At 28.8% G+C, this 18,231-nt stretch carries 15 protein-coding genes; 8 read left to right on the forward strand and 7 right to left on the reverse strand.

Annotated elements, in window-relative coordinates:
- Positions 1–355: 355 nt before the first annotated feature.
- From ERUM_RS03970 to ERUM_RS03980, 3 genes are all read left to right on the forward strand, one after another.
- Positions 356–793: a hypothetical protein gene (locus ERUM_RS03970; protein ID WP_011155413.1), complete on the forward strand. Its 438-nt coding sequence runs from the start codon at positions 356–358 to the stop codon at positions 791–793.
- A 661-nt stretch (positions 794–1,454) separates the two neighbouring features.
- The gene (locus ERUM_RS03975) at positions 1,455–1,898 is read left to right on the forward strand and encodes a hypothetical protein (RefSeq protein WP_011155414.1); all 444 of its coding nucleotides are present in this window, start codon (positions 1,455–1,457) and stop codon (positions 1,896–1,898) included.
- A 631-nt stretch (positions 1,899–2,529) separates the two neighbouring features.
- Positions 2,530–3,039, forward strand: coding sequence for a hypothetical protein (locus ERUM_RS03980; protein WP_011155415.1), 510 nt, complete (start codon positions 2,530–2,532; stop codon positions 3,037–3,039).
- Positions 3,040–3,665: 626 nt separating this feature from the next.
- On the opposite strand, the gene ERUM_RS03985 is transcribed toward ERUM_RS03980, so the two are convergent.
- A complete protein-coding gene (locus ERUM_RS03985; RefSeq protein WP_231837208.1) occupies positions 3,666–4,121 on the reverse strand; it encodes a hypothetical protein in 456 nt (151 codons plus the stop codon).
- A gap of 365 nt (positions 4,122–4,486) precedes the next feature.
- On the opposite strand from ERUM_RS03985, the gene ERUM_RS03990 reads away from it, so the two are divergent.
- A complete protein-coding gene (locus ERUM_RS03990) occupies positions 4,487–5,095 on the forward strand; it encodes a riboflavin synthase (RefSeq protein ID WP_011155417.1) in 609 nt (202 codons plus the stop codon).
- Positions 5,096–5,257: 162 nt separating this feature from the next.
- On the opposite strand, the gene ERUM_RS03995 is transcribed toward ERUM_RS03990, so the two are convergent.
- Positions 5,258–6,661 carry an NAD(P)H-dependent flavin oxidoreductase gene (locus ERUM_RS03995; RefSeq protein WP_011155418.1) on the reverse strand — a complete coding sequence of 468 codons (1,404 nt, stop codon included), beginning with the start codon at positions 6,659–6,661 and terminating at the stop codon, positions 5,258–5,260.
- A 1,225-nt stretch (positions 6,662–7,886) separates the two neighbouring features.
- Here ERUM_RS03995 and ERUM_RS04000 point away from each other — a divergent pair.
- On the forward strand, positions 7,887–9,152 hold the full coding sequence (locus ERUM_RS04000) for a M16 family metallopeptidase (protein WP_011155419.1): 1,266 nt from the start codon (positions 7,887–7,889) through the stop codon (positions 9,150–9,152).
- 1,094 nt (positions 9,153–10,246) lie between these two features.
- Here ERUM_RS04000 and ERUM_RS04005 read toward each other — a convergent pair.
- Both ERUM_RS04005 and secB read right to left on the reverse strand, forming a co-directional pair.
- A complete protein-coding gene (locus tag ERUM_RS04005; protein WP_011155420.1) occupies positions 10,247–10,972 on the reverse strand; it encodes a DsbA family protein in 726 nt (241 codons plus the stop codon).
- Positions 10,973–11,029: 57 nt separating this feature from the next.
- On the reverse strand, positions 11,030–11,554 hold the full coding sequence (gene secB / locus ERUM_RS04010) for a protein-export chaperone SecB (RefSeq protein WP_011155421.1): 525 nt from the start codon (positions 11,552–11,554) through the stop codon (positions 11,030–11,032).
- Positions 11,555–11,670: 116 nt separating this feature from the next.
- On the opposite strand from secB, the gene ERUM_RS04015 reads away from it, so the two are divergent.
- Positions 11,671–12,312: a Tim44/TimA family putative adaptor protein gene (locus ERUM_RS04015; RefSeq protein ID WP_011155422.1), complete on the forward strand. Its 642-nt coding sequence runs from the start codon at positions 11,671–11,673 to the stop codon at positions 12,310–12,312.
- 647 nt (positions 12,313–12,959) lie between these two features.
- Here the strand turns inward: ERUM_RS04015 and ERUM_RS04020 are convergent.
- The 3 genes from ERUM_RS04020 to ERUM_RS04030 all read right to left on the reverse strand — a co-directional run bounded on the left by ERUM_RS04020 (position 12,960) and on the right by ERUM_RS04030 (position 16,036).
- A complete protein-coding gene (locus ERUM_RS04020; RefSeq protein WP_231837209.1) occupies positions 12,960–14,177 on the reverse strand; it encodes an MFS transporter in 1,218 nt (405 codons plus the stop codon).
- A gap of 54 nt (positions 14,178–14,231) precedes the next feature.
- Positions 14,232–14,840 (reverse strand): dTMP kinase, encoded by a 609-nt coding sequence (tmk, locus tag ERUM_RS04025; protein ID WP_011155424.1) that lies wholly within the window; start codon positions 14,838–14,840, stop codon positions 14,232–14,234.
- A gap of 233 nt (positions 14,841–15,073) precedes the next feature.
- Positions 15,074–16,036 (reverse strand): ACP S-malonyltransferase, encoded by a 963-nt coding sequence (locus tag ERUM_RS04030; RefSeq protein ID WP_011155425.1) that lies wholly within the window; start codon positions 16,034–16,036, stop codon positions 15,074–15,076.
- Positions 16,037–16,198: 162 nt separating this feature from the next.
- Here ERUM_RS04030 and rpmE point away from each other — a divergent pair, with 162 nt between their 5' ends.
- Positions 16,199–16,426, forward strand: coding sequence for a 50S ribosomal protein L31 (gene rpmE, locus ERUM_RS04035; RefSeq protein ID WP_011155426.1), 228 nt, complete (start codon positions 16,199–16,201; stop codon positions 16,424–16,426).
- A gap of 17 nt (positions 16,427–16,443) precedes the next feature.
- Entirely contained in the window at positions 16,444–17,235 is a 792-nt protein-coding gene (locus ERUM_RS04040; protein ID WP_011155427.1) for an NAD kinase, read from the forward strand.
- The last annotated feature ends 996 nt before the right edge of the window (positions 17,236–18,231 follow it).

Raw genomic sequence — 18,231 nt, forward strand, 5'->3', positions numbered from 1 at the left:
CTATATTGTGAATCTTAATTTAGTATAACATTATAGATTTTAGTGTATAATATAATTATGGTTTTTATTCAGTGGTGTATATAATTAATAGGGAAGAGAATAATAAAGCAATATTTAACCTATTAATATTGAGTGATATTTTTGGTCAATCTTTTTATGTACTGTAGTTATTATATATAGGTAACATAGAACTTTTAATATACGAGACTTTAACCTTATAGTTGTGTTATTAGTACTTGATAATATTAAAGTAGCATTCCTGTATTTTAATATCTTTGTTTATGGAATCTAGGTTTTCATAGCAATGTGTATGTTTGATCCTGAATAATTCTGTTTTTATTAGGAGTAAATTTGTGTGGTGAGTATTTGTTGTCAAGGTACCAGTTTAGGGGGATTTTCTGAAAGACTGATCAGAATAGGTCTACTTGGAATGTGGGTGGAAGGACAGAATGGTTATACGAATTTATTATTGGGGATTGCATCAGTTATAACAAATTTATGTTTTGTTATACTGTTACTAGTAGTGATGATAGTTGATATGTTGTGTAGTATATTTCGGTTACTGAGTTATAAATATACACAATACTCTCAAATTGAAGATCACGAATATACTTCTTCTATTTCTATGTCTTGTGTTTCTTTTGGATCTAATTCTCTTTGTGAAGTTAGTGATTTTTTTGATAACAGTGTTCCTCCCCCTTCTTATACATTGTATGATGTGATGTTACCACCCCCTTACGAAGCAGTTTGTAATTCATTATCGCCACATAATACTAGACGTCACTCTTTCTAAATTTAGTGAATCTTATATTTATTATAGTATAGGTGTAATGTGATAATCCTAATATAAATTGTGAATAATATCATGTAGATATTAAGTATCAGGTTTGGTTACTTGTATTTAGGTGTGTTTGTGTGGATTATATAATATGTGGTTAATATTTATATTTTATATATAAAATTCATAATTAGATGTGATAAACTCATAGTTGTACTCTGAGGTGAGATGTGTGTTCAGTGTATATGGTATTTAGTTATCTGTTAAAATCTAATTTTGTCATTTAGCTGTATGATGTTGTATATGTTAATTAAATAATATTAATCTGATTGTGTGTATGATTATACTTAGATATTAGCATAAAAAAAGTGTTACAAATATAATTTTTAGTGTATAATAAGCTATAAACCTATTACTTAGTAGTGTGTGTCTTGGGCAATTTATTACATAATTAATAGTATGTGATGTAAAACGTTAATAATCGATATACTTAGGATGGATGGTTTTTATGCCTATCGTTGTGTGTTATCTGGAGTTTTTAACATAATGCTTATATTTCTTAAAGATTAATAATACTAAATTTAATTTTCTGTACTTGTTTTATACATGTGAATTAGTGGTCTTGGTTTTATAAAAATATGTATTTCTAATGTTGAGAATTTTTATTAGGTAATAAATGATAGGTAGGTGTAATAATAATGGTCGGTGGAGATTTTCTAGGTATTTAATTGATGCATTTGGGACGTGGGTGGAAGGACGGCCTGTGTGTTATAATATTGCTAGGTATATTGTATTAGACGTTCTTACATTTATAGTAAGTGTATTAGTTTTAATTGTGCTATTAGTGGTGATAGTAATGGACTTGTGTTGTCAAATAGCTGGGTTGCTATGTGGATGCACGCGAAATACTCAAGCTGAAGATCAAGACAATGTTTCTGAAGCTAGTACTACTCTTCCTGTTTCTGCTTCTTATGACCTTGGCGGTTCTGAGGATGCTAGTTTTTCTTTCTATGGTTATAGTCCACCTCCTCCTTATACAGGCTCTGGAATTGAGCCACCACCCTATGAATTAGTTTGTAATTCGGCATTGAATTGTAGTTTGAGACGTAATTCTATCTGATTTTGGTAAAAATGATCCTTATATTTGTTATTATGTAGATATAAATTTTATAGTTTTCCGTATGTCATGCTACATTGTAAGTGTGTAGTTTATGCTATATAACTGTATTGGTAAATGTGGTTAGTATCCATATATCTAAATTTATAGTGAGATGATATGATAAGCTTACAAGCTGTGTTACTAAGTTAAAGATATATCTGATATGTAATTGTATTTTTAAATATTATTCTTACTTCATATAGTGGTGTCAATTAATGAGAATACCATTGTAGGTCTTATCTTGTGTAATTATTGTATTTATATATAAAGTGTACAAAAAAGTAGAGTATATAATTTTTTTGGTGTATAATTAAGTAGGTTATATATTTTTACTTAATAGTGTGTGTTATTAATAATTTATCGAAGAATAACAGTAGAATATGTCAAGTATAATGATATTAGTTATATTTAGATAAGTCTTCTTTATATGTATCTAATAACTTGTTATATGGGTGGTGTGAATATCCATATGGTAAGGTAGAGAGGCTTAATAATATTCTGTATTTTTGTATTTACTATGGTATGTAATTTTTTGATGTATAAATCTTGGTTGTGATTCAGGTTATATATATCTGACGTTTGGTGAATTTGTATGGTATTTTTTGATTGTGGTGACAGTTTACTTGGTAAATATACTGGTAGGTTGGAATGTGCTTACTGTGTGTTAATGTGTGGTTACTTAGCTGTAGATTGTCTCTGGGAAATTCTTTATTCTAATATATATTACACTGGTGCAATAGCCAGTTGTTTGATGGTTATAGTTTTTGTGGTTTGTTTTTTAGCACTATTAATAGCTCTAGCAATTGACTTATTTTCCTGTATTAGGTGTAAACGTCAAGTGGATTCTCAATCTGAAGATCAAGAAAGAGTAGGTGGCAATCAGCAGCATGTGCCCATGACAGGTGACATGTCTAATACGGGTGGTACTACAGATTGTTCTAATATTGATAATGATGTTACCTTTGTTACGCCTAGTGCTCCTCCTGAACCTAGCGTTCCTCCTCCTCCTTATACATTATATGATCCAAATCCTATATCATTTTGTACATCTGGAGGTGTAAATCCAGAACGTCAGCCATATGTTGTTGGTTATAAGGTCTAGTGGGTGGTATGTAGAGTTACTCTAGTAATCATTATGTAGGTGTAGTTTAAGAGTATATATAGTATCTTTTTATTATATCTTAGTATAGGTTTTAATTACTTGAGTTTTTATTTACCATAATACAGTATTAGTCTAGTATTCATGATTAAACATAATAAATTTATAGGTTGAAATTGTTTAATTCAAATAATACGTTTATTACATAAGGAATATTATGCCAAATAAACAATAAGTAAGCCACACTTACAAGAAGCCATCTATAACCAACACAATTTTAATTTAACTATAAAATAAATACCTATCAAATAACAAACAAAGCTTTTAAATAAGGCCACATATTTAAAATTCTATAATACCTACTACTGATATAAAGCTTCTTACTTACGTTGACTTGTGAAAACTATTCCATAACCTACATAACACTGCTGTAATATACACTAACTTAATTTCAGATTACTAAAATCATCGCACCATATACACTTAATCAATGAAGACAGAGCCTATACGATTAAGAGAATTTGTGACTATACCAGTGTGCCACACATACCCATCAATTCTCTACAAACATACAAATAACTAGAATCTAATAAAATCAAAATAATTTAACTAATAAATAAACACCTATTTCATATTGATTGACAGCCTTCCACACTACAAGGGGAAAGTACTGTAAACGAATCACCACTTCCTCGATCTTCCCCAGGCACAAAATCAGGAATTTCTCCTTTATTTGGTATTTCTTCTGAAGAGTTATCTAACCCACTACTATAATCGGAACCATTATCACTTAATAGCTGAGGAGAAGTAGGATGATCAGAATCATCTTCTTCAGGTATCACACAACATGTATTCCTAAAACAATCAAAAATACCAAGCCACACATAAGCACAAAATAAAATAGGAACAAGAACACATACTAACAGAACAACAACAATAAACTCTAAAACAATAGAAAGCAAGTGCCTGTTTTTCACATCATCATCTGTATGCTGTATAGCCTCCTCACCTTCTGGCGTAAACACAGCTATAATCTTATCTCTAGTACTTAATATAGAATCCTTTATTTTGAATAAGAGAGACATAATACTTATAACTACCATATCTTATAACCATATATATATGTTACCATCAAACCACATATTTTTCAACAAAAAGGTTATATACAATGATCTTAAGTACACTCTAAAATAAATAACTAAAGACTCAAAGTAAGACTAATCCTTTAAAAAGCATGCTACTCTAATACTGTTAATAACTGTCTTTTAGTGATACTTGTGCTAACAAATATCCAACAACATATATACAGTTCTAATAATAATATTTACAGAATAAACTAATAAGTCACAACACAAGATACTGATACAAAGGTTCAACAATATTATAAAAAAGATTTGACATTTTCAGCTAATTACATAGACTAGCCTTTTCTATAAGTAATATACGAAAAATGTTTAAAGGCATTATAGAAGATATAGGAACTATTGTTCATGTAGATCACATTCAAGAACGTGATATAAGAGTTTTTATCAGACCATACAATGTAAATTTCTTAAGTAAAGTACAATTAGGTAGTTCAGTAGCATGTTCTGGTATATGTTTAAGTGTAGCACAATTACATAGTGAGTATTTTTCAGCTGATATTTCACAATCCACATTGTCTGTAACCAATACTATATATTGGAAAAAAGGAACAAATATTAACTTAGAATTATCATTAAAAATCAATGATCGATTAGATGGACATTTTGTACAAGGACATGTAGATGGTATAGGAACTATTATATCAATTACTAAAATAAATAGTTCACACAACATAGTTTTTCAAACACAGCAACCATTACTAAAATATATTGTCACAAAAGGATCAATAGCTATAGATGGAGTATCGTTGACTGTAAATACTACCTCTAATAATACATTTTCTGTAAACATTATACCACATACCTGGGAAAACACTATTTTTCAATACAGCAAAGTAACAGACAAAGTTAATATAGAAGTAGATATAATTGCAAAACATATAGAAAAATTATATCAATACAACACAAAATTATAGCAATCATTTTTACTTTAAAGTATAGCATTAATGTACATTTAGGTAATATGCAATTTCACATCATATTGTATTGATACAATGTAAACGTGAAAAATTACATTACTAATTTATTTTGTAAAGTATAAACAACAAAGCTCACTCTATCTTGTACAAAAACTCTCACTAATATCCGGTTAAAATCCTGTCAACAAGTTCTCTAACTGTCGGTATATAACCATCCTTATAGAACTCATCTTCTACAAATTTATAAGCATTGTGTCCAGAAAACATGAGTTCATACTCATGATCCACTCCAGCAATAATATTTTGTAATGTTTTTTGAATACAAAAACTACGAACATCTGGTTTGATACCAGTATTATAATCCCCATGGTCCTTCCAATTACTAAACCTACAGTGACTTAAACATCCCATACAATTGATCTGGTCTTCTCTAATGCTTTTCGATTTACTTTGAGTAACAAACACTAGGGTATTATCCGGAGTCTTTAAAGTATCAGTATAACCCATAGATATCCAAAGTTCTGATAATTTTTTATCATCTGGATGCACGTATACCTTTCTTCCCCTACTACCAATAGTCAATTCAGCACTGCATCTTTCACTGATTTGTTCTTCAAATGCAATTTGACGTGCATTACGTTCTTGTAATTCCTTAATAAACTCATTTCTAACGGCAGAAGAATAAAACCCAGTAGGACTAAATTTATTTAAAAATACATCTCCAGGTTTTAAGGACATTAATTTTTTTTTCCAAGCAGCAGATATAGGACTTTCCTGTGTTAATAAAGGTCTTGTTCCAAATTGAAATGCTATAGGACCAATCAAGCTATTGTCAAACCACGATTCCCAATCCTTTAAATGCCATACACCCCCTGCCATAATTAATGTAACATCTGACAATCCAACCTCATTCATATACTCACGAATTGCTGCAACCCTCTCAAAAGGCATTTGAGGATTGTCAGGTGACTCACTATTACTAAGACCATTGTGCCCCCCAGCTAACCAAGGATCTTCATACACAACACCACCAAGAAGTATTTTAGAAAACTTCTGATAAGATCTCTGCCACAGAATTTTAAATGCTCTAGCAGATGAAACAATAGGATAGTAATACACTTGATATTGAGAAGCTATTTCCGCCAACTTATATGGCATGCCAGCACCACAAGTAATACCATGAATTAATCCTTTAGCCTTTTCAAGAACACCATGAAGAATTCTCTGTGCACCACCCATTTCCCACAATATATTCATATGTATTCTACCCAAACCAGCAGATATATCATGTGCTACTTTAGCCTGACTCACTGCTGCATCAATACTATAGCTTATCAATTCATCATGACGTTCTAATCTAGTTTTACCACGATATATTAGAGGCACATACTCTCCATTTTGATCTAAGAATTTAGCACATGCACCAGAAAATGTACCAACAGCAGATGCAGCAGCAAAAGCACCTGCCGTTCTACCGTCACTTACACCAATACCTTTACCACCTTCTATTATTGGCCAAACACTTTTACCAGAAATTAATACTTTCTTAATCTTTTTACGCAAAGCAAACCCTTAATCAATTAACAGTGATATTACTTATTATTAACAAAATTTAAGCAGTTATTTTTATCACTTTTTTTACAAACTCACAAGATCATAATCAACATTACAAATCTTAAACCCAAGGCTATTTTAACAAATTATACAACATATAATACATATATAAAGCAAGTATTATAGATAAAATAATTAGTATGTTACATAAAACTTGTAATTATTTGACCATAATAACAACTTTAACAACAGTTTGAAAATTACCATGTAGATAATTATCAGCGATAGAATATAACAACAGCTGTAAATGAATAAAACACACAACCTCAAGACTATTGAGACTAAATCTCTTCTTCACAACTTAACTAACACGATGATAAAAACAAATAGCTAATTTATTCACAACTACTTAGCTATTACACTAGATTAATATATCTTGTATTGAGACACAACATTATTACACTCAAAATCATATAATAAAAATTTCTATCACTAATTATGTAACTAAGTAAATCTTAACTTAATGATAATATTAAAATTATTGATTAATTAAAAAAAATTACAAACCATATACTCTCACAATAGGATTAAAACCCATGTTCCTCTATTTTACACACAACAAATTATGAAATATATAAAACACAACTCCTTTGATCTCATTAAGTTTTAAATTAAATACTATAAAAATGATTAAGAATATTAGATATAAGAAACCCTATATTATCGTTTTTCAAATTCTAGTATTAACTTATAACTTATATTACAGCTAATTTCAAATATCTAACACTGTTAATGCTAATGTATATGTATTTTGATAATAAATACTTATAAGATCTTGTACAAGTACATATAGCTTATTTATGATACCCATGCAAATATATACACACTCTACCACCTATTCATTCTCTCAACAGAATACTAATTACTAATCACAAAAGAAACCTTTGGTTGGAATGATACAATTAAATCTTTCAATCATATAATCAATAATATTGCCACATTATCATATAAATACATGTAACAATATTATCCCTATATACTTTTTATACTTACATGTAACAAAATATGATTATATAATCACAAGATAAATTCTCAGAATAAAAATTAAGATATACATTAATCTTCATCAACACAACATAATTAAAAATATAATTCTTTAAATATATCTCATATATTTGTTGCAGTTATATCATTCAAAATATAAACTTAGCACATTCATTTTTTTAGCGAAGCTATGTTGCCAAATATTACACAATTAAGTAACAGTTTTACCATAATAACTGATACTATGCCTTATGTTGAATCTGTATCCATTAATATTTGGGTTAATGTTGGAAGTAGGCATGAGAACACAAATATAGCCGGTATTTCTCACTTTCTAGAACACATGGCTTTTAAAGGTACTAAAACTCGTACAGCACTTGACATAGCACAGATTTTTGACAATATCGGAGGCAATTTTAATGCACATACAGATAGAGAACACACAGTATACCATGTCAAAATATTAAAACGAGATATCAAAATAGCCATAGAAGTACTTGCTGATATAATATTAAATTCACAGTTTCCACAAGAAGAAATAGATAGAGAAAAAGGCGTAGTTTTACAGGAGATATATCAAACCAATGACTCCCCTACCAGTATCATTTTTGATAAATATATAGAAGCTGCTTACCCCAATCAGGTATTTGGCAAATCTATTTTAGGAACACCAGAATCAGTTAGTAATCTCTCTAAAGAAAACTTACATACATATATGCAAGAACATTACCACGCTGGTAACATGTTACTATCAGTAGCTGGTAACATAACACATAATGAAGTAATAGATTTAGCAACCCAATATTTTTCTCAAATAAAGAAATCAACACCACAAGAAACAAATAAGTCTGTTTACATTAGTGGTGAGTACAGAGAAGAACGGGATTTAGAACAGGTACACATAGTTATAGGCTTTCCTAGTTCTTCATATAAAGATGATCAATTTTATGTAATACAGATCCTTGACTCAATACTAGGTAATGGTATGTCATCACGTCTTTTTCAAAAGATTAGAGAACAACTAGGGCTAGTTTATAGTATTTCATCTTTTAATTCAAGCTACAGTGATAATGGTATTTTCTCAATATATACAGCAACAGATAAAAATAATCTCCCACAATTACTAGATGCAATAGCTGCAGAAGTACAAGGTATTTATATTAATTTAGAAGAAAATGAAGTAATAAGGGCAAAAGATAAATTAACATCCGAAATATTAATGTCAAGAGAAAGTACAACTGCACGTGCAGAATCTCTAGGATACTATTATTCTCATTATAATCGTTATATTACAAAAGAAGAACTACTTAAGAAAATTTCAGAAATTACTATGGAAGACATTCTTAATTGTATTAGTAGATTACTACGCAGTAATAATAAAATAACACTAGCAGCAATAGGACAAATTGAAACATTACCTTCCTATAATGATATATGTCAAATGTTTCATATATAAAGTATAGTGTCTAATAACAATACAACAATTTTTCTACATTAGAAAAATTTCAATTACAGGGTTATTCAACACTACCATGTGGTTATTCAGAAAACCTAAAGCCATTATTAATTGAAGATATTCCTCATTGCATTAGCAAATATTGCAGTAACAAAAAACACTAGCATAATCCATAAATAAATTAAGATCCTATATTACAAGAACAGATTTTAAACGTTCTGTATATCAAAATAGCTTTCTGATAATATGAATGATTCACAAAATAGCAATCTAATATTACCTCCCCCACATAATGATTAGAAAACCTAAAATATCATTATTAAAAATATTATTTCATTACATAGTAGTGATTAAATAATAATAAAATAATATTATAGTAACAGAACAAATTGATATTCAATTTTCTTACACTTATATATAATTTTTATATATAAAAATAGCACCTAATAATACAAAATGTCTCATTGAATCATCTAACTACAACTATGTAACATTATTCTGTAACATATATAAAATACAGAAATCACAAACAAAAAGCCTATATTCTATTTGTACGAGAAATGAAATAGAGTTATACAGATATAATCCATAATTTTTTAAAACTGTGCAAACCTTGTAATACAATATATAAATAACAAGATCATTAATTATTTAAGAAAAACTCTAAAATGATAAATTTTAGATATTACTCAAGTATCATAAGTGTTAGTATTTCAAATACATCACAAATACACATATTAACTTAAGAAACTGAAAAATAACACTAAAACCTATATAATATGCAAAGATAAAAAATTTAAATTTCTAAAATAACATACTGCTTTAAAATACATGATATACTAAATACATTGTAGAATATAAAACTGAGAAAAACCCATAGTATTCATGATTACTATACACACTTAACTATAAACAAAGTAAAACTGCTCAGCTTATAATAAGCTTTAACAGAAGCAATACAACAATAAAACCAACCTGTAAATCGCAGAAATTATTCTAATATATAAAAAATATAAGCATTAAAAAACCTACAAACCATTTGCTGCGTAATTTATAAAAATAGTGAATATACCATATTGTAGTACAATACAAACTTAAGGTGCATTGTTATTAGCTAATGAATAATTAGGATGTAACATAATAAGCTCATTGATAGCTTCAGAAAAGCTTTCTACATCATGTGCCTTATCATACTTCTTTCCATTAATAAAAAATACAGGAGTAGCATTCACTTGTAACTTCTTATTTGCAATAAATTTTTCTTGAATAATATAGTTCATAATATCTTCATCATTAACACATTTGTTAAATCTTTCCTCACTGATATTACTAATTTTTGCAATATTGGATAACACTCCTAGATCCCTATAGTTAGTTACTAATGCTTCAATGGAGCTGAATACAGCTTTATTATATGTAAAGAAGCTATTAGCAGTATCATAGCATGTACCTAGCATTGCAGCCTTTAGAGATATATAATCTAAAGGGAAATTCCGAAAAATGTACAATAACTTACCTTCCTTAATATACTTATGTTCTAATACTGGAAATACATTCAGTGCAAAATGTGCACAATGCATACATGAAAATGAAGCATATTCTATTATAACTACTGGAGCTTTTGTATTACCTAAATAACGATCATTAGGTAATAACGTCAATAACTCTTTAGCAGAAATATCATCACTAATTTTAACTAAAGTATCGGAATAAAACTGATGTGGGTTTTGTTGATCACTAGCATTAGTACAAAATGCACTATTAAAAGAAAATACTGCAATCATAATACAGAGTAGATTACCTATTATAAAAAACTTCATAACACAAAAAACCCATATAGTTAAAATCCTCTATAAATAAGACTTACTAAGCCAGCTTTAAACATTATCTACAGAATTATCATTATCGTTTTGCCCAACACCTTGTTTAAGTTGATTCTCATACATAGTTCTAAAATCAACTATATCAAGCATAAGAGGTGGAAATCCACTTGAAGAAGTAGCCCTAGCAATTAGCTCTCTAACAAATGGGAATAAAATACTTGGAGCAGCCACTAGTAACATATCTTTTACTTCTTGGTGACTTAAATCAATTTCATTATTTTCAGCATCACTTTTAATAGAAAATACACCACAATATTTAATTTCACAAATAAATGCCACAGTGTTTTGTATACGAGCTTCTGCATTAACTTGCAATGTAACTTCATACAAAGAAGACAGATTTTCAGTACCACTTTTTTGATCATCTGTCTTAACAGGAAGACTTATAGAACTGACATTAACAGAAATATTAATTTCAGGTGTAGCTTTACTCATCATCACAAAAATTTGTGGAGAATTTGGATTCTCAAATGAAAGATCTTTAATATATTGTGCTTTAACGTCTAATTTATATGACATACTACATAAGCTCCAAAGTAAAAATAATGTAATTAATTATTGATTAACGTACACTAAGATATAATATTAGTTAAGTATACACAGTATGCACTTTTGTCAATAAAAATTAGGATAATATGGTTGAATTAGCAATATACGCATTTGTAGCAGCATTCATTTTTTTTCGTCTATATAACTCTCTTGGAAGAACTTCAGGATTACAACCAAACAACCATTCCCAGCCTGTAAGTATTTTAATACAAGAAGATAATAACCATGACTACACTGACATTGATATAGAGTCAGTAATGGAATCCTGTGATGACAACGACAAATCCATAATGAGTACTATAAAAAGGAAAGACCGAGAATTTTCCTTAAAATACTTCATGGATGGATCAATGAAAGCATTTGATATTATTATCAAAGCTTTTAATGAAGGAAATACACAAATTCTATGCTCATTACTTGATAAGGATCTATACAATTCATTCCTAACAGAGATAGAATATCGCAAAAATCTTGGTCAAGTGTATGAAGACGTCATTGTATCCATAATACACCATAAAATAACTAAATTAAAACTATCAGGAAACATTGCACATATTACGGTAAAGTTTATCAGTGAACAGATAAACTTCGTAAAAGATCAAGAAGGAAATATTTTACAAGGTAGCACATCAAAAATTAACAAGATTGAAGATGTCTGGACATTTAAAAAAGATATGTCACTTCTTACAAGTAAAAAATGGTACCTTAGTTCTATTCAACCTGTATAGGGTTACCTTTAAAATATTGTTATTTTATTTGTAAGGAAACTAAGATATTTCCGTGTTATAACAAAATTATATATCATAGGGGTATATATCCAGATAAGCTTAGTTCTTGAACATGTAATGTAGTATCAGTAAGTTATTACAGTAAATGCTAACTCTTCTCTATTATCATAAGGTATACTGATATTAACCGATAAAAAATACTTATACTGTCTAACAATTATGAATAATACTCCAAATAAATGTTATATCAGAATAACTCATCAAATGATTTAACATTTTGATATAATCCTACTTACTAAAACCATTAAACTAGCACACATATTACAAACAATAACATCATTGAGATAATGTATGTTATTATTTGTCACTCAGTTAGATTAGTCAAACAATATTAAAATAATATACTATGCAGTCTTATAAAAATAAATGATAGAAAAATTGCTTGATCAATGACTTTATAATAACCTCAAGAAGAAAAATCTTAATTCTTCATACCTTATCAGATCATACATAAAGAAAAATACATTTTAATTTGTACATAACCTGTACCTTTAATAAAACAATCGATCTAGCTTATATTAAAAAATGTAAAGAGTTATAAAAAACATATATCTACTTTAAGTAGATATATGTTTTTTATTATAGTATTAGTTTACATACTTTTTATTTTTATATTTTAAGTATGTAAAACCTACTAATCCTATTAATAATCCACAAGGTATACATAACATAGCATTTAGCATTAGCGTCTTATCATACACTGGAACAGAATCAACAATTTTTCCATCCCATGATAGATCTAACACATAAGATATCGCAGTATGAAAGACATAACCAAAACCCATAACTATCATATTGTTAACAGCACTAGTTAGTGCTACTACATTACTGTCAACATGACGCAATATCTCATCAGTAGCTATAATCTGATATGCAGAAAAGAAACCTAAGATAAAAAACGATATCAACACCAATACCACACTAGAACTAGCAATAAACATCAATACAAAAGCACCCAACATAGCTACAGCAGATAAAATGAGGAGATTATAACCATCAAATGATTTTTCTAACATGTATGGTAATCCAAACGCACCAAAGCATACACCAAAAAATATCATCGATGGTAATAAAGCTGCTGATTCTTGGCTTATATTACTTATTGTTCTTAAGAAAGATGAAGCCCAACCATCAGCAAAACCCTCTAACGGTCCTATCATAAACCCAGCAAGCAAGCTTATAATTATAGTATATTTATTCAATAATACTAATTTAAGCTTCTTACAAACGTCACCTGACTCATTAGAAGAACTATTATATGGAAGAATAAATATATATAATAATAATGCTAATACAAGCCCTATGCCAATAAATCCAATAAATAAATGTTCCCATCCAAATTTATCTAATAAAGACAGAACTGGAAGTCCACCATACATAGCACCCAATAATCCTATAATAATAGAAAAACCTACCATCTTTGCAAATTTTTCGTTATAGTACATACTAGCAATTTTAAAAATACCTAAAGCAGCACCAGCAGATCCTATTCCACTAACTATTCTTCCAATTTGCACAAACAACCAAACATCTGATATTATCAAAGGAATTAACCCAGCAACAGTTAAAACAGCACATACCGATAATATTACCTTAGGCCCATATTTATCTAAAAAGAAACCTATAGGAATATGTGCTAGAGTATACCCAATGTAGTACAAACCTAAAAATTGACCAAATGCTATATTACTAATATTAAATTTTACTATACATATAGAAGAAATGGCATTTGGCATAACCCTTAATACATACTGATATGCATAAAACAGTGAAACTAAAGACCATATAAAAAATTTCCTACTCAAAATAACCTCCATTTATAAATTACTAAAAAATAAACCATAGATGCTATATTCATTTCACAATGCGTGCAATATTTTTATCGTTTTTAAATATATAGCACTTATCTCATTAATATTTTTCGTTGCATCTACATTGGTAATTAGATAACAACGGTATTGATTTCTTTTTACAATATCACGAAATCCATCTCTAACCCTAGCATAAAACTCCAAATCAAGAAATTCATATCCATTCTTATTAGATCTAGCAACAGACTGGTTAATATCAGAATCAAGAACAAATGTAATATTCGGATAAATATCAACTACTAAATCATTCAACTCTTCAATCAACTTACAATCAATACCGTGACCATAACCTTGATATGCAATTGTAGAATCAATAAACCTATCACAAATCACTATTTTTTGTTGAGTTAATGCAGGTTTAATTACTTTCATAAAATGTTCTCTACGCATTGCAATAAAGAAAAGCAGTTCAGATAACTTATCTAGATTTTTAGTACTAAACAATAAATTACGTACTGACTCATTAAAAAAAGTACCACCAGGTTCTCTAGTCAATATAACATTATCTACACCATATACCCCTGATAAATACTCTGTTAGTAATCTTGATTGCGTGGTTTTACCTGAACCATCTATCCCTTCAAAAGTAATAAACATAATAAATTCCTATAACCTAATACAAAACACACATTCAATAAAGATAAAACAAAGTTGTACATATCACTTAATAAATACACTTTAGAAAATTTGAGCATTAAGTATGATACATACTAAAGTATATTATTACTAAATATATGAACCACAGTAACCCAAAAGTGCATAAAAAAAACAGAGATGTAACTTAGATAAATCCAGATTAACAGAAGTAAATCTTTATATCAGCCAGAAATTTATGCCCCAACACAATCCGCTGCAAGATGTCGCATTAATAGATCTATAGAATCAGCAGTATTAATACTAACTGTAGTGACACCTGTATGAATTCTCTTCATTAAACTTGACAACACTGTACCAGGTCCAACCTCAACAAAGTTTGTACATCCTTGTTTTATCATATATAAGATGCTCTCACGCCATCGTACTTTACTAATTACTTGTTTAGCTATTAGATTCTTGATCATTAAACAATCAGTATACTCTCGTGCAGATACATTCGATACGATGTCTACTAATGGCATTTTTATTTCAATACCTTCAACAAACTGTTGTAGCTTATCACAGGCAGAACTCATAAGTGATGAGTGAAAAGGCCCACTTACCTGTAATTTTATAGCTTTTTTTATATTAGTACCCTTAATTAAATCAGGTAGTTGTTGGAGTACTTCATTTACACCACTAACTACAACCTGCCCTTCACAATTATCATTTGCTATTTCACATATTCCATATTCTTGAGCAGCTGCTACTACCTTCTCCACATCTTCTAAGGTACCACCTACTAACGCATACATTCCCCCGTATCCCAAAGGGACTGCATCATACATAGCCTGACTTCTTACAAGTAAGAGTTGCGTCACTTCAAATAACGTCAATGCCCCAGATGCACATAGTGCTACACATTCCCCCAAGGAATGTCCAGCCATATACTTTATCTGCCTAAATAAATGTAGCGGAGTCCCTAGTACATATTCTATAGCACGCAATGTAGCAATAGAAGCTACCATAAGGGCTAGCTGAGCATTATCTGTTGAGGTTAATTCTTCAATTGAACCTTCAAACATTATCTTAGATAACTTTTTGTTAAGGATATCATCCACCTCATGGAAAACATATCGCGCAACAGCAAAGTTATCGTATATGTTTTTTCCCATAGATACAAATTGAGACCCTTGCCCAGGAAACATCAAAATCATCTATTTAAAGCATTTTGGTTATTGTTCTTTATTATAGTACTCCGTTATTATTAATTAGTCAAAATGAATTTATACTATGATAAATAATATCATTGACAGATTGCATACATAAATGCTAGAAGTAGTAGTTTTTAAGCATTTTTATAATATAAAGGTTCAGGAATGAGAAAGGGAATACATCCAGAAACTTACGATATTCTCACTGTGTTTACTAATGGAGAAGAAAGAGTAATGAAATCCACTCTTGGCAAAAAAGACGAGATGATAAGGATTCACTTAGAAAGTGATTGTTTTAATCACCCTGCATGGAATCCAAGCTTAAGAGCAACTAGCAAAAAAAATAGTAAGGCTGCAAAGTTTCTAAGCAAATTTGGTGATTTAGATTTATAAGTTTATTTATTATCAATATGAGCAATTATCAAAACATTGGGTATATTTTTACTGATGCTTTTGATAAAGATATAGCTCTTATGATGGAAAAGCGTTATCACTTAATAAATGTTAAAGAGAACAATGATTTACCTATCGATTTACTTGTAGTAATAGGAGGGGATGGGTTATTACTTCATAGTTTGCATAGCTATGTAATTAACAAGCAGCGCAATATTCCAGTATACGGTATTAATTATGGTACTGTTGGGTTTCTACTGAATCAGTATTCAGAATATAACCTCATAGATCGTATTAATAAGGCTGTACCGACACAACTAGCAACATTAAATATGGTAGCAACCGATATATATCAACACAAACATGAGAGTACAGCTATAAATGAAGTATCTTTATTTCGTAGTACTCATCAAGCTACAAATTTACAAATAAAAATTAACGACAAGTTAGTAATGGAAAAACTAGTATCTGATGGCATTTTAGTTTCAACACCAGCTGGTAGTACAGCTTATAACTTCTCTGCTGGAGGATCTATATTACCCTTAAACTCTAATGTAATTGCCTTAACTGCAATTAACTCATTCCGTCCTAGACGTTGGCGTGGAGCTATATTAACAGATTCTATAACAATCGAAATAGATGTAATTAATCCAACAGTACGATCTGTATCAGCAGTTGCAGACTATACAAATTTTTATAACATTAAAAACATCAAAATAAAAAAGGATAGTAATGTAATCATTACATTGCTATTTGATGAAGGACATAAACTAGAAGAAAGAATTATTAATGAGCAATTTTTTCATTAAACATCACTAACTATTACAAAGTCTACAACTAACTAGTCTACCTAAAAGAATATAAATATCAGAAGAACTCTGTAATCTAGATTACAGACATAATATATAGCTATATAGCATGATGAATAAAAGTAACTAATACATTTTAGGAAACTTTTTATAAGAAAAAACAGAAACTTATAAGATAAAAACTACTAATCGGTAGTTTTATCATGATAAAACTTTAACAATATAAAAATAACAGATTAATTATTTAGGTAGTCACGTAATTATAATAATATTAATTTAAATAACCATTTCTCCATTTTACACATAACTCACCTAATAAAACAACACCTTATAATATCATTTTATGAATAATAAGAAAAATTAATATAATTTATAATGAACCTTCCATACAGAAAAAAGTATATATTTCATAAGTAAAATATATTATAGTAAGTTTCTTTATGATAACACTTTAACAATGTAAAAAATAACAGATTAATTATTTAGGTAGTTACGTAATTACAATAACATTAATTTAAATAACCATTTCTCCATTTTACACATAACTCACCTAATAAAACAACACCTTATAATATCATTTTATGAATAATAAGAAAAATTAATATAATTTATAATGAACCTTCCATACAAAAAAAAAAAAAAAAAAAAAGTATATATTTCATAAGTAAAATTATTATAGTAAGTTTCTTTATGATAAAACTTTAACAATATAAAAATAACAGATTAATTATTTAGGTAGTTACGTAATTACAATAACATTAATTTAAATAACCATTTCTCCATTTTACACATAACTCGCCTAATAAAACAACATCTTATAATATCATTTTATGAATAATAAGAAAAATTCATATAATTTATAATAAACCTTCCATACAGAAAAAAGTATATATTTCATAAGTAAACTATATTATAGTAAGTTTCTTTATGATAACACTTTAATAATGTAAAAAATAACAGATTAATTATTAGACGGCTACTTAATTACAACAACAA

Source organism: Ehrlichia ruminantium str. Welgevonden (genome assembly GCF_000026005.1).
GTDB classification, from domain to species: domain Bacteria; phylum Pseudomonadota; class Alphaproteobacteria; order Rickettsiales; family Anaplasmataceae; genus Ehrlichia; species Ehrlichia ruminantium.

Excerpts from the sequence above, each read along its gene's own strand:
- ERUM_RS03975 (WP_011155414.1), top strand. The coding sequence starts at position 1,455 with ATGATAGGTAGGTGTAATAATAATGGTCGGTGGAGATTTTCTAGGTAT.
- ERUM_RS03980 (WP_011155415.1), top strand. The coding sequence starts at position 2,530 with ATGGTATTTTTTGATTGTGGTGACAGTTTACTTGGTAAATATACTGGT.
- ERUM_RS03985 (WP_231837208.1), bottom strand. The coding sequence starts at position 4,121 with ATGTCTCTCTTATTCAAAATAAAGGATTCTATATTAAGTACTAGAGAT.
- ERUM_RS03990 (WP_011155417.1), top strand. The coding sequence starts at position 4,487 with ATGTTTAAAGGCATTATAGAAGATATAGGAACTATTGTTCATGTAGAT.
- ERUM_RS04000 (WP_011155419.1), top strand. The coding sequence starts at position 7,887 with ATGTTGCCAAATATTACACAATTAAGTAACAGTTTTACCATAATAACT.
- ERUM_RS04005 (WP_011155420.1), bottom strand. The coding sequence starts at position 10,972 with ATGAAGTTTTTTATAATAGGTAATCTACTCTGTATTATGATTGCAGTA.
- secB (WP_011155421.1), bottom strand. The coding sequence starts at position 11,554 with ATGTCATATAAATTAGACGTTAAAGCACAATATATTAAAGATCTTTCA.
- ERUM_RS04015 (WP_011155422.1), top strand. The coding sequence starts at position 11,671 with ATGGTTGAATTAGCAATATACGCATTTGTAGCAGCATTCATTTTTTTT.
- tmk (WP_011155424.1), bottom strand. The coding sequence starts at position 14,840 with ATGTTTATTACTTTTGAAGGGATAGATGGTTCAGGTAAAACCACGCAA.
- ERUM_RS04030 (WP_011155425.1), bottom strand. The coding sequence starts at position 16,036 with ATGATTTTGATGTTTCCTGGGCAAGGGTCTCAATTTGTATCTATGGGA.
- rpmE (WP_011155426.1), top strand. The coding sequence starts at position 16,199 with ATGAGAAAGGGAATACATCCAGAAACTTACGATATTCTCACTGTGTTT.
- ERUM_RS04040 (WP_011155427.1), top strand. The coding sequence starts at position 16,444 with ATGAGCAATTATCAAAACATTGGGTATATTTTTACTGATGCTTTTGAT.